General features: G+C 42.1%; 14 protein-coding genes. 9 read left to right on the forward strand and 5 right to left on the reverse strand.

From position 1 onward, the window contains the following. Positions 1–12: 12 nt before the first annotated feature. From Bovatus_RS11260 to Bovatus_RS11270, 3 genes are all read right to left on the reverse strand, one after another. Entirely contained in the window at positions 13–1626 is a 1614-nt protein-coding gene (locus tag Bovatus_RS11260; RefSeq protein ID WP_004299202.1) for a RagB/SusD family nutrient uptake outer membrane protein, read from the reverse strand. Positions 1627–1640: 14 nt separating this feature from the next. Beyond that, complete coding sequence (locus Bovatus_RS11265; protein WP_004299201.1) at positions 1641–4700, reverse strand: SusC/RagA family TonB-linked outer membrane protein; 3060 nt, start codon at positions 4698–4700, stop codon at positions 1641–1643. A gap of 131 nt (positions 4701–4831) precedes the next feature. Then, entirely contained in the window at positions 4832–8866 is a 4035-nt protein-coding gene (locus Bovatus_RS11270; protein WP_004323491.1) for a hybrid sensor histidine kinase/response regulator transcription factor, read from the reverse strand. Between the two features lie 401 nt (positions 8867–9267). On the opposite strand from Bovatus_RS11270, the gene Bovatus_RS11275 reads away from it, so the two are divergent. The 8 genes from Bovatus_RS11275 to pelA all read left to right on the forward strand — a co-directional run bounded on the left by Bovatus_RS11275 (position 9268) and on the right by pelA (position 19593). Beyond that, the gene (locus Bovatus_RS11275) at positions 9268–10179 is read left to right on the forward strand and encodes an EamA family transporter (RefSeq protein WP_004299199.1); all 912 of its coding nucleotides are present in this window, start codon (positions 9268–9270) and stop codon (positions 10177–10179) included. 51 nt (positions 10180–10230) lie between these two features. Further along, positions 10231–10791 (forward strand): ribosome recycling factor, encoded by a 561-nt coding sequence (gene frr / locus Bovatus_RS11280; protein ID WP_004299198.1) that lies wholly within the window; start codon positions 10231–10233, stop codon positions 10789–10791. A 106-nt stretch (positions 10792–10897) separates the two neighbouring features. Beyond that, a complete protein-coding gene (gene rsgA / locus Bovatus_RS11285; RefSeq protein WP_004299197.1) occupies positions 10898–11830 on the forward strand; it encodes a ribosome small subunit-dependent GTPase A in 933 nt (310 codons plus the stop codon). Positions 11831–11907: 77 nt separating this feature from the next. Beyond that, on the forward strand, positions 11908–12579 hold the full coding sequence (locus Bovatus_RS11290; protein ID WP_004299196.1) for a TapB family protein: 672 nt from the start codon (positions 11908–11910) through the stop codon (positions 12577–12579). A 139-nt stretch (positions 12580–12718) separates the two neighbouring features. Beyond that, positions 12719–13807, forward strand: a complete 1089-nt coding sequence (locus tag Bovatus_RS11295) for an efflux RND transporter periplasmic adaptor subunit (RefSeq protein WP_004299195.1) — start codon at positions 12719–12721, stop codon at positions 13805–13807. Positions 13808–13978: 171 nt separating this feature from the next. Next, positions 13979–17011 carry an efflux RND transporter permease subunit gene (locus tag Bovatus_RS11300; RefSeq protein WP_004299194.1) on the forward strand — a complete coding sequence of 1011 codons (3033 nt, stop codon included), beginning with the start codon at positions 13979–13981 and terminating at the stop codon, positions 17009–17011. After that, positions 17008–18348, forward strand: a complete 1341-nt coding sequence (locus tag Bovatus_RS11305) for a TolC family protein (RefSeq protein WP_004299193.1) — start codon at positions 17008–17010, stop codon at positions 18346–18348. The genes Bovatus_RS11300 and Bovatus_RS11305 overlap by 4 nt, the downstream gene beginning before the upstream one ends. 150 nt (positions 18349–18498) lie before the next feature. Then, positions 18499–19593 (forward strand): pectate lyase, encoded by a 1095-nt coding sequence (gene pelA, locus Bovatus_RS11310; protein ID WP_004299192.1) that lies wholly within the window; start codon positions 18499–18501, stop codon positions 19591–19593. 167 nt (positions 19594–19760) lie between these two features. Here the strand turns inward: pelA and Bovatus_RS11315 are convergent, their stop codons facing one another. Further along, positions 19761–21398 carry a fumarate hydratase gene (locus Bovatus_RS11315; RefSeq protein WP_004299191.1) on the reverse strand — a complete coding sequence of 546 codons (1638 nt, stop codon included), beginning with the start codon at positions 21396–21398 and terminating at the stop codon, positions 19761–19763. 34 nt (positions 21399–21432) lie between these two features. On the opposite strand from Bovatus_RS11315, the gene Bovatus_RS24740 reads away from it, so the two are divergent. Continuing rightward, complete coding sequence (locus Bovatus_RS24740) at positions 21433–21693, forward strand: hypothetical protein (RefSeq protein WP_224262987.1); 261 nt, start codon at positions 21433–21435, stop codon at positions 21691–21693. Here the strand turns inward: Bovatus_RS24740 and Bovatus_RS11320 are convergent. Beyond that, on the reverse strand, positions 21665–23656 hold the full coding sequence (locus Bovatus_RS11320; protein ID WP_004299189.1) for a DUF4954 family protein: 1992 nt from the start codon (positions 23654–23656) through the stop codon (positions 21665–21667). The genes Bovatus_RS24740 and Bovatus_RS11320 overlap by 29 nt on opposite strands. Positions 23657–23672 lie beyond the last annotated feature (16 nt).

Below are 23672 nucleotides of genomic sequence, written 5' to 3' on the forward strand. Positions count from 1 at the left end.
ATAATCAATCGCTTAATACCAATTCTCATTCTGTGGAAAATTCTCTTTCCCCATCAAGTCAATCTGCTCCTGTGGAATAGGCCAACATTCGTGCTTTCCAACTACAAAACTGGTACGACATTCCGCATAATCTTTATCTAAATAAGGATTTTCAGCTTTTGTCTCGCCATAATGCGCTTTCACCCTTTCACCCAAAAGACCCAAACGTTTTAGTAAAGGCCAACGGACTCCCTCGAAGTTCAGTTCACGGGCATATTCATCCAAAAGAATATCTTGCGTCAGAGGTCCCGCAAATTTGTCATTCCCGGCACGTTCCCATGTTTTATTGTAGCAGCGCAGAGCATCCGTGCTCATTCCTCCGTCACGGCGCATATACGCTTCTGCCGCCATTAAGTAAGTTTCAGCCAGTCGATAGACAATCAAATCCTTGAATCCCGTTGTCCGGTCCGGATTATCGGCCATAGTCCACTGATCAAAGTATTTTTTCGACATGAAATGCAGCGTCTCACAATAACTGGAACTTTTCGCAAGGGGAATCAATTCGCCATATTTAGGAGAAGTAGGATCATTGTATTTGAAACGGTGTACGAACAATTCATTGTATCGTGTATCTTTAGCCTGGTCATACAAACTCAATAAATAGGTATTCGGATAAATACGTCCCCAACCATATCCACCCTGATCGGCCGTATTGATACAACCTGCAATTTTATTGATTCGGGTAGTGGTCTGAATAGAGATACGATGTCCGGCAACCGGAGTTCCGGAACCTCCTCCACCCAAGTTTTGTGAATATTGGAAACTCCACAACACTTCCGGGGATTTCAAATCTGCGCTATTAAATACATTCTCGGCCTTCTTTTCCATTGAGTAAATGCCCTCCTGTTTAAAGATGTCTTCACATTCCTCAATGGCTGTATCCCAATCCGATTCCCACATGGCAACCTGTGCACGGACATGTTTGGCAGTCGCTTTCGTTACCCGTCCATACAATACATTTCCGTTATTTTGAGGAAGTGACCAGTCCAGACCTTTCATCGCATCATCCAAGTCAGTTGTCATCAGTGTCATCAGTTCTTCATGAGAAGCCGGTTTATACTCCCGTTTCAGATTATCTACAGTGGTTGGAGTGATGTTCAGATAAAGGCGGTCAAAGCGTTTCCAAAGTTCAAAATAGCTCCGTCCTCTGAAGAATTTCGCTTCACTCCATGCGTGCAATACATCGCTGTCATCCAGTCCCAAGGCTTCTGCCGCTACAATAATTTCATTTGCTTTTCCGATAATCCCATAGTGATGTTTCCAGAACTTATTGACATCTCCGGTACTTGGAGTAAAACTTGTATTCAAACGTCCGATTGAGGTAGAAACACCTGCTCTAAGTATGGCAATATCCGTATTAAAGTCACACATGGTAACGATGTACAGATTAGATTCGTTATTATCCGCTCCACCCGGCAATTCACGTGCCAGGGAATACAATCCTGTAACGACAGTATTCAACCCTTCGGGAGTAGTGAACAGATAATTATTCGTCACGTCTGTTTTTGATTCCAGATTTAATAAATCCGAGCAGGAAGCGGTCAACATTCCGCAAATGACAAAGGCTGTATATATTAACTTTTTCATAAGGATTCTTTATTTTAGAATGAAACATTGACACCAAACACATATTGTCTGGACTCCGGATAAGACCCTGGAGTCAGTTCGGGACTATAAGATTTAAACTCCGTAAATGTCAGCAAGTTAGTAGCTGTTGCATACAAGCGTAATTTATGAATCGGAGTATTCTTCAATAGTCGGGTGGGGAAAGTATATCCCAGTTGTAAGGTGCGTAAACGGATATAAGAAGCATCCTGAATGGCAATGGCACTCAAATATGCAGGGTCCGCACTATAAGAAGGACGTGGGAATTTGTTCGAAGGATTGAACGGAGTCCAATAATCCACCTTCACCCCATTCAATTTTCCACGTAAAGAACCACCGGAATTATACTCGTACAAATAACCGTTCTTAATCTTTCTGCCGGAAACTCCATACCAGTCCATGAACAGGTCAAATCCTTTCCAGTTCCATGTAGAAGAAAGGGAGAGTGTAAACTTCGGATCTTTACGGATAGGTACCCTGTCATCAGCTGTAATCTTTCCATCCCCGTTGTTATCACGCACCTTGACCATTCCCGGTTCAATAGCGCCACCGTAATTAATCGGACTGTCGGCCACACCGTCATTATCACTATCATAGGTGTTTTTCAGGGTATAGACCAGATTTCCCGTACCATCACGAGTGATATCAAAATCATCATACTGAAAAATTCCATCTATCAGATAATCATAGTATACATTGATCGGTTCTCCGATAATCCACCCCTGGGCTACCTGACTTGCCGGTTTCCCGTTCTCATCGAGAGTATCGTCAATACGGACAATTTCATTCTTATACATGCTGAAATTAGTTCCGAGTGTCCAGGTAAACTCCTTTGTACGTACCACGTCACCATTTAAAGAAAGATCGATACCACTGGATTTCGTCTTTCCCAGATTATCTAGCATGGTAGTATATCCGAGTGACGCATTCAGGGAACGTTTCACCAACAAATCCTTCGTATGTGTATTATAATACTCAACCGTACCATTCAGACGCCCATTGAAGAAACTAAAGTCAACACCAAAGTTAGCTGTTGCAGACTGTTCCCATTTCAGGTTTGGATTAGACAGTTCCTTGCTCGGCAAATATCCCATTTGAAAAACATTTCCAAACTCATATTCTTTATTATCAGCCAGTCCCAAAGTAGTATAATTGCCGATACCGTTCTGATTACCTACAATACCATAACTTACACGCAGTTTCAGGTTATCAATCCACGACACATCTCTTAGGAAACTCTCCTGATTGACACGCCAGGCAAAAGCTGCCGACGGGAAAGTTCCCCATTTATTTTCTTTTCCGAAACGGCTGGAACCGTCACGGCGGACAGCCACGTTCAACAAATAACGATCTAAAAGCGAATATTGCGCCCGAGCCATGAAAGACACCAGGTTATTTTCATTAAACTGACGACGAGGCTTGCCTGTAAACTCACCTTGAGAAATGAAGTTCCAGTCTTTATCCACCGGAAGATTCTCAACCGAGTACCCGATAGACTTCGACCCATTATGGTCGACAGACTGAACGCCGGTCAATGTCAACTGGTGTTTCTTGTTCCGGATAGGCACTTTATAGGTCACAATGTTCTCAACCAGCCAGTTCTGTGTACGCGATTCGTCAAGAACGGCCGTTCCTCCGCCTCCCGGATATTGGGAATCTTTATAAGAACCGTCTTCAGACGTCTGATTATAAACAGAAGTATTCAGACGATAATTGAATCCCTTGAAAGGTTTCACATCCATAAAAAAGTTCAGGCGGTAATTATCACGGGTTACTTCACGTCCATAATGTTCGGCACGGTACAAAGGATTATAATTTCCTTCCGAGTTGATATATTTTGTATACTTGCCATCCGCATCATATATCTCCGCCAATGGAGAACTGGTAATAAAATCATTAAAGTTACCATCCTCACGATCTTGTTTTGTCATCGCATAAGAAGAATTGATACCGAAACTAATCCATTTGGCTATTTCAAAGTCCAGATTCAGTCTTAAAGAAAACTTCTGATACCCCGATCCGGTAACCACCATTCCTTGTTGGTCAAAGTAATTGGCACCTGCCGATACTTTGATTTTTTCTGTTCCTCCACGTACACTGACGTCGTGATTATGATAGATTGCATTTCTGAACATTTCTTTTTCCCAGTCGATAAACTTTCCACTGGCCCATACCCGCTGCATCACCTCGTCTTCCAACGCTTCGGCTATAGAAATCTCACGCGCATCAATTATTCCTTTATCATGCGCCTTTGCTTCACGACGAAGCTGCATATATTCTTCGGGAGAGTAGAAATCGAAATTTCTCCAGAGAGATTGAATACCCAGATAACCATTATAGTTGACTTCCACTTTTCCGGCTTTACCACGTTTGGTAGTCACCAGTACCACACCGTCACTGGCGCGTGCACCATAAATAGCCTGTGACGCAGCATCTTTCAGGATTTCAACCGATTCAATATCATCCGCACTCAACGTACTGAACTCTGTTGCACTGGAAGGAGAACCATCTATAATATATAAAGGTGCATTGTCCGCACTGATAGAACGGGAACCACGAATGGTAATCGAAGGAGTCGATCCCGGCCGTCCGGAACTACTCGTTACATTCACACCTGCGGCACGTCCACGTAACATGTCAGCCACATTTCCGGCGGGAAATGTTCTCATTTCATCCGCTTTGACCGAAGCTACCGAAGTGGCCACATCACTCTTACGCTGAACTCCATAACCGACAACCACCAATTCATCGAGCATTTTCGACTCTTCCACCATATTCACATTCAGCACCGTTTTCGTACCGACACGTATTTTTTGTTCCTTATATCCTATACAAGAAAAAACAAGGGTAGATTTAGCCGATACACTGATTGAATATTTTCCATTTACATCCGTCACTGTACCATTAGTAGTCCCCTCCTCCATGATATTAACTCCGGGGATCGGTCCAAGTGCGTCTGTCACCACTCCAGAAACTCTGACGTTTTGAGCACTAACCTCTAAAGAGATAAGAAAGGCTGTCAGGAACACAGCCCATTTAATTACGATGTTTTTCATACTATGTAATAATTTGAATGATTACAGCGCAAAAATCCCAATTATTAATGATTTCGAATAATAGAATCGTCCGTATAAAAGTTCAAATAGTACAAATCTCGTCAGGCAGAAAGTATATAAAACACTATAAATTAAGAGTTTGCATATTTCCGTCTATAAGCAGCCGGAGTAATATCATAAGCATTTTTAAAACACCGGATAAAATAACTTGGATTAGAAAAACCGTAATCAAATGCTATATCAGCAATCAGGGCATTGGGGTCATTCCGCAATTTTTCTGTTGCTTTTTTCAGTCTCAAAGATAAAATAAAGTCATTCGGGGTCTGTCCGGTCAATGCTTTCAATTTGGTGAAAAGCAACGTTCTGCTCATACACATTTCTCGTGCAAAAGTAGCTACGTCAAAGTCTGGGTTATCAATATAAGATTCCACAATCGCCGTAGCATCCATCAACATCTTTTTATCGATCGGATTAAACGGAAGGTCTTCCACTTTAGGTTCGTCGTTTCGAACAAACCGTTGTTGAAGTAGTTTACGAGTCTGGATGATATTGTTGCACCGGGCTACCAATATCTTGATATTAAAAGGTTTGGAGATATAATCATCCGCACCTGTCTGCAAGCCTTCCAAAGTATGTTCTTCCCGGTTGCGGGCTGTCAGCAAGACAACAGGTATATGGCTGGTCTGCAAATTACTTTTCAACTTCTCGCACATTTCCAGTCCGGACATGACAGGCATCATGATGTCACTTACAATCATCTGCGGTTGGAGCGAAGAAGCCCGTTCCAATCCTTCCTGCCCGTCGGCAGCCGTATATACCTCATATATCTGTTCAAAAATCTGCGTCAATACTTTACGCATTTCCGGGTTATCTTCTACAATCAGTATTTTCACCGTTTTATCCGGCTTCACCATTTCCGAGATTTCTTGAGGCTCTATTATATAATGTTCGGCAACGTGCTCGTCTGCGGAGGAAGAGACTTCCATATTCATATTCGCATCCCGGTGGAGAGTAACGGTAAAAGAGGTAACTCTATTCGGTTCGCTTTCCACTCCGATGGTTCCCTGATGCAACTCTACAATTCCTTTCGCCATCGCCAATCCAATGCCCGACCCTTTGACAGTTCGTGTGGTTGTTGCCGAATCATCCTGCCAAAACCGTTCAAATACATGTTTGATCTTGGATTTATCAATGCCTACCCCCAGGTTGTTGACTGAAATCACAATGTCATTATCTCCTTCCGCTGACAGCTCAACAGAAATCCAGTCACCAGGCTTCGTATACTTAAAAGCGTTGGACAATAAATTATAGAATACTTTCTCTATCTGTGTTTTATCAATATACAAATCAGCTTCTTTCAGAGTGGAAGAAAAGCGGAGATCTATCTTATTCAGTTGGGCATAACTATAGAAAGAACCACAAATTTCCTCTATCACCGCCACAATATTCTCTTTAGAAATCTTTAGTTTCAAGTATCCCTGATCCTGCTTGCGGATATCAATGACTTCATCCACGAGGTTATTCATCCGACGGGAATTTTTATAAATATCCAGAATCTTATTATATACTTCAGGAATAATGTCCTTATGCATCAGGAGCATTTCGAGCTGGCTGGATATAAGTGTTAACGGGGTACGGAATTCATGCGATACATTGGTAAAGAAACGCAGTTTGGACTGGTTCACACTTTCGATATACTCTTTTTCCCGTTTCTCGGCCAATAAAGAGTGCCGCAAGGTTTTTCGTATCCAGAACATACGGATAATATAGCCGGCAATGAGGATAGCTGCCAGCACCATCAGCAAAATAAACCATGCCCGCTGATAAACCGGAGCCTCCACTATCAGCTCAAAACTAACGGAAGGTGCTTCCTGACCGTGAACGCCCACCTGGTCGCCACGGACATGGAAAGTATAATGCCCCGGATGAAGATTGGTATAGGTAATCATCGTATTATCGCCCGCCTTCATATATTCGTTGTCAAAGCCTTCAAGTTTATATTCCAGGCCGATATTAGAAATATTATTCAGGGTGTTACTTGCTATCTCAAAAGTGACGGAAGAATATCTGGGCGGCAATACTAACCGATGTTCATACAGTACGGTTTCTTTGATAAGCCCCAACGAATCAAGTGGTTGTATTTCCGTATTATCCACAAGCACCCGTTTTACAAACACATCATAGTCAACAGACTGTTTGTTCAGCTTTTCCTGGGCGATAGAGACAATACCCGCCAGACCACACACGTAAATATCGTGGTCGGACGCAATATACAACCCTCCGTCATTTACATTATTCAAGGGAAAATCACTCTGTCTGTTATAGTTCTCGAATGTAGTCGTTGCCAGATTGAATTTAGAGAAACCACCATTGGTTGCCACATAGATAGAACCATCCAAAGGACTCTCCACCAATCCGGTTATAAATCCATTTTCCAATCCCTGTTTCGCTCCGTATCCCACAAAAGAATCTGTCTTCTTATCAAATAGATAAATTCCCGAGCCTGTCGATCCCAGCCATATACGTCCTTTCTTATCACATAAAATGTGGTTGATGTGATGCTGCGCTGTGCTCTGCGCTATTTGGGAGAAAGGATAACTATGGGCAGTGCCCGCTTTGAGGTTGACTCGTATCAGATCAAAAGAGGTAGTCAGCCATAAATCCCCGTCTTTGTCAAACGTCATATCCCAAACCTGCGACAGATGTTTGGCAGCCAACGAAGGGTGTTCGAAATGATGAAGTCGAAGGTGTTTCTTATCCAATACAAGCAATCCTCCCTTGGCAGCTATCAATAAAGAATCGTGGCCGGCAAACTCTATCATTTTCACCAGATTATAAGCTCTGTCAACAACTGTTTTTCCTTCCGGAGTATAGATGTTTTCCGGGATAGATTCTATATGTCCGGTCGACAGATTAATCCGGTTGATTCCCTGATAAAGAGAAGCTACCCAAAGATAATCCGGCTCTCTCTCATAATAAAGAGACTTCACTATCTTAAAAGAAAGCTCTTGAGAATAGACCTTTTTTAAAGGGAAAAAGCGTTTGGTATGTTTATCATAATAGTTCAACCCACTTCCTTCACTTGCAAACCAGATCCGGCCGGAACGGTCTTCGGCAATGGAACTGATAATATAAGAATTCAAATGACCGCCAACAGCCGTAGACGAGCGGTAAAAATGGAAAGCATCATTCGCTACATTATAATATTGGATTCCCTGATAGAAAGTCCCCAACCATAAAGTCCCCGAAGCGTCGTAATGCATCGAAATAATAGAACGTATATCGGCCGCCTCCACATTCAAGTCATATTCATAATCTGTAAACTCTCCGGTAAACAGGTTTAAAGTCTGCAAACCGGCATAGGTTCCGATATACAGGAGACTATCATTAGCTTGCGTCACATGACGCACATTATTATGGTTAATCGTATTTTCAGCTACCTTATTATGCTTGAAATGAGTAAATTTTCCATCTTCATCCAACCGTATGAGCCCTCTGTTTCTGGTAGCTATCCAGATACTCCCGTTTCTGTCTTCCGTTATTGAATTGACAGCTCCCACATCCATACGCCGGGTGATATGTGCAGACTGGTCGATGCAGTATACACCTTTCGAAGAAGTACCCACCACCACTGTCTGATTCTGACGAACCATGAGACTGTTCATCAATACATCCTCCTCATCTGAAGGAAATGAAAAGAATAACTCGGGCGCCTGGTCGAGGTTGCGATAACGGTAGATTTCCTTTCCGGTAGCTATCCATAATGCATCGTGCGCATAACAGATTCCCGCAACTTCTCCTTCACGCAACACCCTAAAACGATTCAAACGCATATCATAAAGAGTCACGCTCTGCAAACTGCGGATAAAGAGCAATCCGGCTTTATTTCCGCAAACCTGCCTGATATTATTGATATTGATGGAATAAGGATTAGCGTTATCCGGTTTGAATACTTCAAACTTACGTCCGTCAAATCGATTCAGCCCGTCTTGAGTCCCGATCCACAAAAATCCGAATTCATCCTGATAGAAACAATTGACCGTTTGATGAGAAAGTCCCTGCCTTACGTCCTTAAAGCGCATATTGATATCCTTCGTCACATTTGCCATGCAACAAAGTCCCGATATGAACAGGCAATAAACAACAAGAAATTTAGCTTTGGCCATCTGTGTTTTTCGATAATTCAGATGCAATATTCGGGAAAATCCAAGATATATGCAAGCGTTTATTCAAAAACCTGATTGCCTATTGCCTGCAGACTATTACTCGGGAGGCGTATAACTAATCTCCCTACCGAATAAAATTAATCATCTAACGGTTAATTCTTTTTCGTCTGACTATAGTCAGACGAAAGTTCAACTATAGTTAGACGTAAGTTTAACAGTAGTCAGACGCAAGTTTGACTATAGTCAGACGATTAATTTTATGCATAAACAAGATTAGTTATCTCTTTACCAAGAAATAGTTTTTTGCATACGAAAGATTAAATTATACTATCAACCGCCTAAACACTTGTTTATCATTGGTGAACTGCGTACTTTTGCACGCCATTAAAAAAAGCAAAACAATGACTAACAAAACCAAAGGTTTTATCTATGGAGCGATTGCCGCTGCGAGCTACGGTATGAATCCTCTTTTTGCACTTCCGCTCTATGCAGCCGGAATGAGTGTCGATACCGTTTTATTCTACCGGTACTTCTTTGCGACAATCGTATTGGGTATTCTAATGAAAATGCAGCATCAGTCTTTTGCACTTCATAAGGCAGACGTTTTGCCCTTAGTCATTATGGGGCTGTTATTCTCTTTTTCATCACTGCTTTTGTTTATGAGCTATAATTATATGGATGCCGGAATTGCTTCAACGATTCTGTTTGTTTATCCGGTGATGGTAGCTGTCATTATGGGAATATTCTTCAAGGAAAAGATTTCCGCCATTACCGTTTTCTCCATCCTGCTGGCACTTTCAGGCATTGCCTTGCTTTATCAGGGAGACGGCAACAAACCGCTATCGACTTTGGGAATTATCTTTGTTCTGTTGTCTTCTCTCTCTTATGCTATATATATAGTAGGTGTAAACCGTTCGACATTGAAAAACCTGCCGACCACGAAACTTACCTTCTATGCCATTTTGTTCGGACTATCGGTTTATATCGTCCGTTTAAATTTCTGTACGGAACTGCAAGTAATACCGTCTGCCTGGCTCTGGGCCGATGTACTATCACTCGCCATCCTGCCAACTGCCGTATCACTGGTCTGTACCGCACTGGCCATCCATTATATAGGCTCTACACCAACGGCAATATTGGGTGCTCTGGAACCAGTGACAGCTTTATTCTTCGGTGTTCTCCTGTTTCACGAAAAACTGACTCCCCGCTTAATGATGGGTATTTTAATGATTATCACCGCCGTTACCCTGATTATCATTGGCAAGTCACTCATAAAAAAGATGGGTATGCTGTTGCAGATGAACAAAAAATAATATACTTTTGCTACTTAATCAATCAAAATGCAATTTTAAATCTCAAAAAATATGGTAGACGTAAAGACTTGCCTTGACAATGCACAAGAAAAGATGGATATGGCCATCATGTATCTGGAAGAAGCACTGGCACATATCCGCGCCGGAAAAGCGAGTGCACGCTTATTAGATGGTATCCGCGTAGATTCTTACGGAAGTATGGTACCTATCAGCAATGTAGCAGCAATTACTACTCCGGACGCCCGCAGTATCGTAATCAAGCCTTGGGATAAAAGCATGTTCCGTGTCATCGAAAAAGCAATCATCGACTCTGACCTCGGTATCATGCCCGAAAACAATGGAGAAATGATCCGTATCGGCATCCCTCCCCTGACGGAAGAACGTCGTAAACAACTGGCAAAACAGTGTAAAGGAGAAGGCGAAACGGCTAAAGTAAGCGTACGCAACGCGCGTCGTGACGGCATCGACGCACTGAAAAAGGCCGTAAAAGACGGATTGGCAGAAGACGAGCAGAAGAATGCGGAAGCCAAACTGCAAAAAATCCATGATAAGTATATCAAACAAATCGATGATATGCTGGCTGAAAAGGATAAAGAAATTATGACCGTCTAAAAAATAATGAAGAATTAAGAATGAAGAATGAGGAATTATAATGCTGTATTATTCAGTTGAAACACAGCCTGAATTCTTCATTCTTCATTTTTAATTTATAATTTATATGAAAGGATTAGTAATCAAAAACACGGGTAGTTGGTATCAGGTGAAAACCGATGACGGACAATCTATTGAATGTAAAATCAAAGGGAATTTCCGGTTGAAGGGGATTCGCAGTACTAATCCTGTTGCAGTGGGTGATCGTGTCCGGATTATACTTAATCAGGAAGGCACTGCTTTTATCAGTGAAATAGAAGATAGAAAGAACTACATCATCCGCCGCTCGTCCAATCTTTCCAAACAATCTCATATCCTTGCTGCCAATCTCGACCAGTGTATGCTGGTGGTAACCATCAATTATCCGGAAACTTCCACTATTTTTATTGATCGCTTTCTTGCATCCGCAGAGGCCTATCGCGTCCCTGTAAAACTGGTATTTAATAAGGTAGATGCTTACGACGAAGATGAACTCCGCTATCTGGACGCACTTATCAACTTATACACACAAATCGGCTACCCTTGCTTCAAAGTTTCCGCAAAGAGCGGCACTGGAGTGGCTGAAATCAAAAAAGCACTGGAAGGCAAGATTACTTTATTTTCCGGACATTCGGGAGTCGGCAAATCGACTCTTATCAATTCCATACTGCCGGGCATAGCAGCCAAGACCGGCGAAATTTCTTCTTACCACAACAAAGGAATGCATACTACTACTTTCTCCGAAATGTTCCCTGTGGAAGGAGATGGCTATATCATCGATACTCCGGGTATCAAGGGCTTCGGCACATTCGATATGGAAGAAGAAGAGATCGGACATTATTTTCCCGAAATATTCAAAACCTCCGCCGACTGCAAATATGGCAACTGTACACATCGTCATGAACCGGGATGTGCCGTACGCAAAGCAGTGGAAGAGCACCTCATCAGCGAATCCCGTTATACCTCTTATCTCAATATGTTGGAAGATAAAGAGGAAGGAAAATATCGGGCTGCTTATTAGAAAAAATGCGAGCAGCGTGCTTATAAAACCAATGCTGTTCACACTTATAGTTATAATAGTACACACAAAAAAACAATATGAAAAAAATCTTAGTTTTATTATGTTTCATTTTATACATAATTTCCGCACATGCACAATATTGCAGTATTAAAAAAGGAAGAACTGCTTACTATGTAACAACCGAAGTAAAGGAAGGAAAAACACTGAAAGATACTATGTGCATCGCAGACGTGGTTGATAAAGGTGATCGCTTAATCATAAGAGAAGATGCTTTCGGAGAGCACTATGATTCTCTAAGTATAAAAAGTGGTATCAACAGGTTATTCTATATTTATCATAAGAGTCAAGATATGACCGAAGTTATCCTTTTGGATGGTAAATCAGAATATGAATATCAGAAATATTCTAAGAACATATATGCAGAAGGACGAATTAGCATACCTTTAAAGGATCATGTTCAGAATGGAGATGATATACCACAGTGTAATTTCTTGCAAAAATCAGGACCAATGACTATGAAAGCTTCTCTAAAAGGAAAATATAAAGGACGTGAAACCATACATACTCCTGCGGGAGATTTTGATTGCATTAAAATCTACACGGAACAAAAAGGAAAAGTCATGTTCATTTCAGAAACCGAATATTCAATAGATTGGTATGCCAAAAATATTGGGCTGGTAAAATCAGAAACTATCACTAAAAAAGGGAAAGTCATATCAACCACCCTTCTATATGCCATAAAAGAATAGTTCCCTTAAGTGTATGAGCTTATTAAATTGAAAAAGATGCATTAACTTTTTTTCTATCATTTACAGATTAAACCTTTCCAGTCAGGGAAAGTCTAATCTTCAAAGATTATATTATAATTGCCATATACAATACTAAACCATGAATAAGAAGACTAAATGGGGCATCATTATTCTTGTTGGTGCCGGGATTATCGGTGGAGGAATCTACTCACAATTACCGAAAAAAAACGACGAACTAGCAGCCGCCGACAAAGTGATGGGCGGTAATAAAAAAAGAGGGAAACAAGTTTTAAATGTAAATGCCAAGGTCATAAAACCGCAATCTCTGACAGATGAATTCACCACTACCGGTGTACTTCTGCCCGATGAAGAAGTGGATTTGTCTTTCGAAACGTCGGGAAAGATTGTAGAAATCAACTTTGAAGAAGGAACAGCCGTAAAGAAAGGCCAATTACTAGCCAAAGTGAATGACAGACAGTTGCAGGCACAATTGCAAAGGTTGATTTCGCAATTGAAACTGGCAGAAGACCGTGTATTCCGCCAGGATGCTTTATTGAAACGGGATGCTGTCAGTAAAGAAGCCTACGAACAGGTGAAAACGGATTTAGCAACTCTGAATGCCGATATAGAAATTATCAAAGCTAATATTGAACTGACAGAGCTACGTGCTCCGTTTGACGGAGTGATCGGACTTCGCCAAGTCAGTATCGGTACGTATGCGTCTCCGACCACAGTCGTTGCCAAGCTGACAAAAATCGCTCCACTGAAGGTTGAATTTTCCGTTCCGGAACGTTATGCCAAGCAAATCAAAAAGGGTACCAATCTCAATTTCAGCGTTGAAGGAACATTGGATGCTTTTGGCGCACAGGTATACGCTGTAGAATCTGCCATCGATCCGAATCTGCATCAATTTACCGCCCGTGCATTATACCCGAATGTCAATCGCACCCTACTTCCCGGCCGTTATGCCAGTGTACTGTTGAAAAAGGATGAAATACCTAATGCAATAGCCATCCCAACGGAAGCAATTGTGCCGGAAATGGGTAAAGATAAAGTCTATCTGTATAAATCAGGAAAGGCCGAACCGGTGGATATCATTACTGGTATCCGCACCGCATCTGAAGTGCAAGTGATTAGAGGATTGCACGTAGGAGACACAATCATCACTTCAGGAACATTGCAACTCCGTACCGGACTCGCCGTAACACTTGACAATATTGAAGAATGAGAATTTATGATTTATGAATTCTGATTTATGATTTATAAGCCAAATAATTTATGATTTATAAGTCAGCAAAATACAGCAAACATTCAGAAATCAGAAATCATAATTCAAAAATCAGAAATCTTCAATCCATAACTCAGAAATCATAATTCAGAAATCAGAAATCATAAATCAATGAACATCTCCGAATTAAGTATACGTCGCCCGGTATTAGCCACAGTATTAACGATTATTATCCTCCTTTTCGGATTCATCGGATACAACTATTTGGGTGTCCGCGAATATCCGTCGGTAGATAATCCGATTATTTCTGTCAGCTGCTCTTATCCGGGAGCTAATGCCGACGTTATCGAAAACCAGATAACTGAACCGTTGGAACAGAATATCAACGGTATTCCCGGTATCCGTTCTTTGTCCAGTGTGAGCCAACAGGGGCAAAGCCGTATTACAGTAGAATTTGAATTGTCCGTCGATCTGGAAACAGCGGCCAACGACGTACGTGACAAGGTTTCACGTGCCCAACGTTATCTGCCTCGCGACTGTGACCCACCGACAGTTTCAAAAGCAGATGCCGATGCCATGCCTATCTTGATGGTTGCTCTTCAGAGTGACAAACGTTCTCTGTTGGAATTAAGTGAAATAGCGGATCTGACTGTGAAAGAACAATTACAGACTATTTCTGATGTAAGTAGTGTATCTATCTGGGGAGAGAAGCGTTACTCCATGCGCCTTTGGCTCGACCCGGTAAAGATGGCAGGTTACGGTATCACTCCCGTCGATGTTAAAAACGCTGTAGATAACGAAAATGTGGAACTTCCTTCAGGTAGTATCGAAGGAAATACCACCGAGTTGACGATCCGTACACTAGGATTGATGCATACCGCAGATGAATTCAATGACTTGATTGTCAAAGAAGAGAATAACCGTATTGTACGATTCAGTGATATCGGACGTGCTGAACTGGGGCCGGCTGATATTAAGAGTTATATGAAGATGAACGGCGTTCCTATGGTGGGTGTCGTAGTCATTCCACAGCCGGGAGCCAACCATATTGAGATTGCGGATGCGGTATACCAGCGTATGGAGCAGATGAAAAAGGACTTGCCGGAAGACGTACACTATAACTACGGTTTTGATAATACCAAGTTTATCCGTGCGTCTATCAATGAGGTAAAGTCAACAGTGTATGAGGCTTTTGTACTCGTAATCATCATTATCTTCCTCTTCCTGCGTGACTGGCGCGTTACATTGGTGCCTTGTATCGTAATTCCTGTCTCCCTCATCGGTGCATTCTTCGTCATGTATCTGGCAGGATTCTCCATCAATGTGCTTTCCATGCTCGCCATCGTACTATCGGTGGGACTGGTGGTAGATGACGCCATCGTTATGACAGAGAATATCTACATCCGTATAGAGAAAGGAATGGCCCCGAAAGAAGCGGGAATAGAAGGAGCCAAAGAAATTTTCTTTGCCGTTATTTCCACCACTATTACGCTGGTAGCGGTATTCTTCCCTATCGTCTTTATGGATGGAATGACGGGACGATTATTCCGTGAGTTCAGTATCGTAATTTCGGGTTCGGTGATTATATCCTCATTTGCCGCATTGACTTTCACTCCGATGTTGGCAACGAAGTTACTCATTAAACGAGAAAAACAAAGTTGGTTCTATGCAAAAACAGAACCGTTCTTTGAAGGAATGAATCGGCTATACAGCCGTTCGCTTGCCGCTTTTCTTAGCAAACGCTGGATCGCTCTTCCATTTACTTTCATCACCATTTGCCTGATTGGTATTCTATGGAATGCAGTTCCTGCGGAAATGGCCCCACTTGAAGACCGTTCGCAAATCAGTATCAATACACGAGGAGCGGAAGGCGTCACCTATGAATATATCAGGGATTACACAGAAGACATCAATCAACTGGTAGACTCCATTCTGCCTGATGCAGAGGCTGTAACTGCCCGTGTATCCAGCGGTAGCGGAAACGTGCGCATCACGCTGAAGGATATGAATGAACGTAATTATACCCAGATGGATGTGGCAGAGAAAATATCAAAAGCGGTACAGAAGAAAACAATGGCGCGTTCATTCGTACAGCAGCAGTCTTCTTTCGGCGGACGTCGTGGAAGCATGCCTGTACAATATGTACTTCAGGCTACCAATTTGGAAAAGCTGGAAGAAGTGTTGCCCAAGTTTATGGCTAAAGTATATGAGAATCCTGTTTTCCAGATGGCGGACGTTGATTTGAAGTTCAGTAAACCGGAAGCTCGTATTCAGATCAACCGTGACAAGGCCAGTATTATGGGGGTAAGTACCAAAAACATTGCTCAAACGCTGCAATATGGATTAAGTGGACAGCGTATGGGATATTTCTATATGAACGGTAAACAATACGAAATTCTTGGTGAAATCAACCGCCAGCAACGAAATAAACCGGCCGACCTGAAAGCTATTTACGTCCGTAGCAGTAGCGGGGATATGATTCAGCTGGACAACTTGATTGAATTGGAAAGCGGTATTGCACCTCCAAAGTTGTATCGTTATAATCGTTTTGTGTCAGCTACCATCTCTGCGGGATTGGCAGACGGCAAAACAATCGGGCAAGGCTTGGATGAAATGGATAAGATTGCCAAAGAAACATTGGATGACACTTTCCGTACTGCCCTGTCGGGAGACTCGAAGGAATATCGTGAAAGTTCTTCCAGTCTGATGTTCGCCTTTATCCTGGCTATCCTTTTGATTTACCTGATTCTGGCAGCCCAGTTTGAAAGTTTCAAAGATCCATTGATTATCATGTTGACAGTGCCGCTGGCTATTGCCGGAGCTTTGGTCTTCATGTATTTCGGAGATATTACGATGAATATTTTCAGTCAGATCGGTATTATCATGCTGATCGGTCTGGTGGCGAAGAACGGTATTCTTATTGTAGAATTTGCCAATCAGAAACAGGAAGCCGGAGAGGATAAAATGAGCGCCATCAAAGATGCTGCCCTTCAACGCCTCCGTCCGATTCTGATGACAAGTGCCTCTACGGTTTTGGGACTTATCCCGCTGGCATTTGCCACCGGAGAAGGTTGTAACCAGCGTATTGCCATGGGTACGGCGGTAGTGGGTGGTATGGTCGTATCCACTCTGCTTACGATGTACATTGTACCGGCTATTTACAGTTACATTTCGACTAACCGAATCAAAAAACTACAAGAATGAAACAGAAAGGAATTTGCATGAAACGCATCATTTATATCACCATTGCATGTGCCTTCTTATCAGTCTCTTTTGCAAAGGCACAAGTTCTCACTCTCAAGGAGTGTCTGGAAGAAGGATTGCAAAACAATTACTCTTTACGTATCATCCATAACGAAGAGCAGATCAGCAAAAACAACGCAACGTTGGGAAATGCAGGTTACCTGCCTACACTGGACTTCTCTGCCGGATATACCGGAAACCTGGACAATATTGAGACCAAGGCGCGTGCTACCGGAGAAATAACAAAGAACAACGGAGTCTACGATCAGACAGTTAATGTCGGTCTTAACCTCAACTGGACTATTTTCGACGGATTCAATATCAGTACCACCTACAAACAGTTGAAAGAGCTGGAACGTCAGGGGGAAACCAACACGCGTATTGCCATTGAAGATTTTATCGCTGCCCTGACTTCCGAATACTATAATTTTATCCAGCAGAAGATTCGTCTGAAAAACTTTCATTATGCAATGTCACTTTCCAAAGAGCGCTTGCGCATAGCCGAGGCTAGTCACCTGGTCGGTAAGTTTTCAGGGCTGGATTATCAGCAGGCAAAGGTGGATTTCAATGCAGACAGTGCCCAATACATCAAACAACAGGAATTGCTACATTCTTCACGCATCCAGTTGAATGAACTGATGGCTAACAACAATGTCAATCAAAACATTATTATCAAAGACTCCACTATCGACGTACACAGCGACTTGCAATTTGATGATTTGTGGAATTCTACGTTAGCAACCAATGCTTCTTTGCTCAAGGCCGATCAAAACACAGTACTTGCCCAATTGGACTACAAGAAAATAAACTCACGCAACTATCCATATCTCAAATTAAATACCGGATATGGATATACGTTCAACAAGTATGACATCAATGCAAACAGCAGAAGAGGTGAACTGGGCTTCAATGCCGGAATAACTGTCGGTTTTAATATCTTCGACGGTAATCGTCGCCGCGAAAAGAGAAATGCAAGTCTGGCTTTCAAGAATCGTCGCCTGGAACGACAGGACTTGGAATTAGCACTTCGCTCTGATCTCAGTAACCTATGGCAAGCCTATCGCAACAATCTTCAATTGCTGAATCTGGAACGTCAAAACCTGATAACCGCCAAAGATAATCACGATATTGCCATGGACCGTTATATACAGGGAGACCTCTCCGGTTTTGAAGTGCGTGAAACACAAAAAAGTTTGTTAGATGCAGAGGAACGCATCCTCTCTGCTGAATATAATACGAAACTTTGCGAAATATCCCTGTTACAAATCAGCGGAAAGATTACGAAATATCTGGAATAAGGAAGTAGTTTCCATTTATTTTTTGATTGGGTTAATCTTCTTATCGGGAGGGTTAACCCAATTTTTACTCTATAAAAAACAGTTATTACATATCAGTATTTTTCTTTCTTCATACATTTGCATACTATAAAAACATTAAATAATAAAGCCATGAGAAAACCAGGTTTTTTCTTACTGCTACTTTTTATCCTGACAAACGCCTCAGCCCAAAAAGCAACAGACTACAGAAAACAACAAAATTACAAAGAATGGGTACACATCGCTCCTAAATTTGACGACGATTTCTTCAAGACGGAAGAAGCCCAACGCATTGGTGACAACGTGTTACTGTATCAGCAAATCACCGGAGGATGGCCAAAAAATATCTATATGCCGGCAGAACTGACAGAACAGGAATATAAAGCGGCACTAAAAGCCAAAGAGGATATCAACCAAAGCACAATCGACAACAATGCCACCACGACAGAAATAGAATATCTGGCACGACTTTATCTGGCTACACAGAAAGAGAAATATAAAGAAGGAGTGCTGAACGGTATTCAATATCTGCTCAAATCGCAGTATGAAAACGGAGGATGGCCTCAATTTTATCCACGTCCCAAAGGTTATTATGTACAAATCACCTACAATGACAATGCAATGGTAAGAGTCATGAATCAACTTCGGAGCATATACGAAAAGAAAGCTCCATATACTTTTCTTCCTGACAATATCTGCGAACAAGCACGCAATGCATTCAACAAAGGTATAGAGTGTATACTCAAAACGCAGGTGTGCCAAAATGGTGAATTAACAGTATGGTGCGCCCAACACGACCGTGTCACTTTGGAACCCTGCAAAGCACGTGCTTATGAACTTCCGTCACTAAGCGGACAAGAGTCGGACAATATTGTATTGCTGTTGATGTCACTTCCTAATCCATCCACAGACATTGTAAAATCCATAGAAGGAGCAATCAAATGGTTCCAAAAGTCTAAAATAAAAGGAATACAGAAGGAATATTTCACTAACGGTGAAGGTAAAAAAGACTATCGTATGGTTCCCTGTGAAGACTGTCCAACTCTCTGGGCACGTTTTTATGAACTGGAAACGAATCGGCCTTTTTTCTGCGACCGTGACGGCATTAAAAAATATGATATATCGGAAATCGGGCATGAGCGCCGGAATGGTTATAGTTGGTATAACAAAGATGGTAGTAAGGTATTGAAGAGATATGAAAAATGGAAAAAAGAACAGAACAAGTAATCACAAATGATGAAAGGCTGATATCTACACTACAAAAATAAATATCCGGAAAGTCTTTAAGTCCTCAAAAGATGAAATCCCCTCACTACATTGCAGAGTGAGGGGATTTTATAAATTCAGGGCATTTAGCCTCTTCTTAAAGTTTTATCCCAACAGGTTAAAACCGGTTATTTTGTGCAATTCCACGGTTTCAACTGTTTGAAGAAGTCATTACCCTTATCATCCACCAAGATAAATGCAGGGAAGTTTTCTACTTCAATTTTCCAGATGGCTTCCATACCCAATTCCGGATATTCCACACATTCGATGCTCTTGATGTTATTCTGTGCAAGGATAGCTGCCGGACCTCCGATAGAGCCAAGATAGAAACCACCATATTTCTTACAAGCATCTGTCACTTGCTGGCTACGGTTACCTTTTGCCAACATGACCATGCTGCCGCCATGACTTTGGAACAGTTCTACATAAGAGTCCATACGTCCTGCTGTAGTAGGACCCATAGAACCACAAGCCATGCCTTCCGGAGTTTTTGCCGGACCTGCATAATAAATAGGATGATCCTTAATATATTGTGGCAAGTCTTCGCCGCGATCCAAACGTTCTTTCAGTTTAGCATGGGCGATGTCACGACCTACGATGATCGTTCCGTTCAATGACAGACGAGTAGCTACCGGATATTTAGTCAGCTCTTTCAGGATTTCAGGCATCGGACGGTTCAGGTCGATCTTTACAACATCACCTTCACCTGCTTGACGCAGTTCTACAGGAATAAGTTCGCCCGGATTTGAATCCAGTTTCTCAATCCAGATACCTTCCTTATTGATTTTACATTTGATGTTACGGTCGGCAGAGCAAGATACTCCCAAGCCTACCGGACAAGAAGCACCGTGACGAGGCAAACGGATGATGCGTACGTCATGAGCAAGATATTTACCTCCGAATTGCGCGCCCAATCCAATTTTGTGAGCTTCTGCCAAAACTTCTTTTTCCAGTTCGATGTCGCGGAATGCACGGCCATATTCGTTTCCAGTAGTCGGCAAGTTATCATAGAAATGAGTAGAAGCCAGCTTCACTGTCAATAAGTTCTTTTCAGCAGAAGTTCCACCGATCACGAAAGCGATATGATAAGGAGGGCAAGCGGCTGTTCCCAATGTTTTCATTTTTTCAACCAGGAATGGAACCAGTGTACCGGGATTCAGGATCGCTTTTGTTTCCTGATACAAATATGTCTTGTTGGCAGAACCACCACCTTTTGTTACGCAAAGGAATTCGTATTCCATACCTTCGGTAGCTTCGATGTCAATCTGTGCAGGGAGGTTACATTTTGTATTTACCTCATCATACATATTCAAAGGCGCATTCTGTGAATAACGCAGGTTCTCTTCAGTGTATGTTTTATATACGCCCAGTGAAAGCGCTTCTTCATCAGAATATCCAGTCCATACCTGCTGTCCTTTTTCACCATGGATAATAGCAGTACCAGTGTCCTGACAGAAAGGAAGTACACCTTTTGAAGCAACTTCCGCGTTACGCAGGAAAGTCAATGCCACATACTTATCGTTTTCACTTGCTTCCGGATCACTCAGAATCTTAGCAACTTGTTCGTTGTGCGAACGACGAAGCATGAATGATACATCACGAAAAGCTGCATTAGCCATCGCAGTCAAACCTTCTTTCTCAATTTTCAGGATAGGATTTCCTTCAAACTCGCTTACTGATACATAGTCTTTTGTAAGCAGATAATACTCAGTTGTATCTTTTCCCTTTTCAAACATGGGCTGATACTTAAACGGAGGTGTTGCCATAAGTTTCTTATTTTATTACGTAATGTTAGTTAGTGTGGCAAAGGTAGTAATTAAGAATGAAGAATGGCGAATGATGAATGAAGAATTAAGAATGAATAACGGAGAAAAGCAGGAACAGCAAAAGACAATCATAAACAATAAACAACGAGCGGTAAACAAGCTATGCCATTCATTGACATCTGCCGTTCACCGCTCACTATTTTATTTACAGTTTGCTATTTATCATATCCTGTTTATCATCCACAGTTCGCCATCTGCCACTCCTATTATGATTCGATTGCTTCAATCCGTTTGATTAACTCGTTTCCAAGAGCTGTTTTATCTTCAATATGTTTCAAGACGGCAGTCACAAAGGTATTACTTTCGAAATCACCGCGTACTTGCTCAAAATCCTGCTTCATTTCGTCGTGGGAGCCGTCAGCACCAAATCCGGTCATGGAAGACAACGAAAATTCTTTCTTGGCATCCTCATATACCATCTTATCCAATCCGACAACAGCTTGCTGCCACGCTTTCACGATACCGATGATATCTTGTGCTGTAATCGTTTCCGGATTCAGGCCGTAGAATTCCTGAATCTTATGATAAGCCCATGTCCATTCATAGGTATAATAATTCTCGTGCATTTCTGCAAAGCTTGCATTGATGGATTTCAAACGATTGACTGTTCCATTCTCAATACCATCCAACAATCGGTCGATTTCACTCTTGGGAGCAATCAGTCCGGAAACATCCACCCATTCGCCAAGTCCGATTTCCGTGTCAGGTTTCAGTCGCTGACGGATTTCTTCATTGGTCTGGAAATTAATACCCTCCAATCGTTTTATGATGGAGTTTCCCAAGAACTTGTGAATGGCGATTTCATAAAAACGAATTCCGTTATTCAGAGAAGAGTTCTTGATTTTAGCACTCTGGTAGGAGTAGATCTCTGAAGTTTCACCGGATACACGTTTCAATTCTTTCAAAATGGAACGTCCTTTAAACATCTTCTGAATGGTATAAGGACTCAGCAGGTTATAATTGATATAATCCAGCCGGTTCGGATCTTTTCGCTTATCACGCTTTGGCCATTTCTGTGCGTCACGGATAGTACCTACACTTCTCAAATTAACTCCCGGAACCAGATAAGTGGTATTCCGCTGCTCTATCAGGTAAGAGAAAGGAAGATTGGAAGTATCGGCATGATTAACATGACGTCCCATTACCAAAGAGAAAGCCCCGACACGTGCCGGCCACAGGATATATGAATCGGAAGTGGTCTTCGCTCCTCTCTCCATCGTTCCCTGATGGATAGGACCTAACTTATACATGTGATTACTCTGATTGGACCCCGAACCCGCATTCATAAACGAGAACATACCGGCAATCAATAAAGTAGATTTATGGTGTGTCACAGTGAAAGGACCTGCAAAAATAGCACATGCCTCACCGTTCTCTCCCTGACAATTACTGAAGAATAAAGAATCGGAAGCGGAATAATTGTGTCCCAGTTTACAGGATTGTCCGACGAAACAACGAGTCAACATCGTGCCGTCATCCACTTTAGAGCCGGAAGAGATGATAAAGTCATCACAGATTACACCATGTCCGATATGTACAGGTGCCGTCACATTACTATTGACGCTGCCATTGGATAAGCGGCAGGTCCCACAGATATGGCAGTAATCACCAATCCGGACATTCTTGATCGAGCCCGTATTGAGAATCATCACATGATTGCCAATACTGCCGACAGCAGAAGCATGTTTATTGGAATAATAATCCGCAATAGATTTCATACGGTTTATCAGCTCGGGACGATGGCGGTACAGTGCAAGAATATATGCCTGGTGCGCAGACAATTTATCGTTCATCAACACCTCACGGCCTCCTGTTTCATTCAAGACAGCCACTTCTACCCCATTACCAAAAGTGCTTAACCTATCCACTAAAATAATATCTACATTCTCAATGAAGGTGTCACTGCCAATCTCATAATTAGCAATATAGTTCTGTATATTCTCAATACAGCAGTTATCGCCCACCGACACATTGTGCAACGTCACATGACGTAATCCCGAATGTTTCTTGATTCCCCCCGGCAATGTAAATTCAGCTTCGAATACCCCCAGTTTTACTTCACCCGAGAAACGGGTATGATGGACGTACTCACAATTAAAACCCTCTGCCACTGATACATTTCCCCAATCATCGGCCAGACATGACTGGCTCTTCAACTGAAGTATCTCATCTTCAGTCAATCTACGATAGTCTTTCATCTTAATAATGTGTTAA

This window comes from Bacteroides ovatus (genome assembly GCF_001314995.1).
Lineage (GTDB): Bacteria > Bacteroidota > Bacteroidia > Bacteroidales > Bacteroidaceae > Bacteroides > Bacteroides ovatus.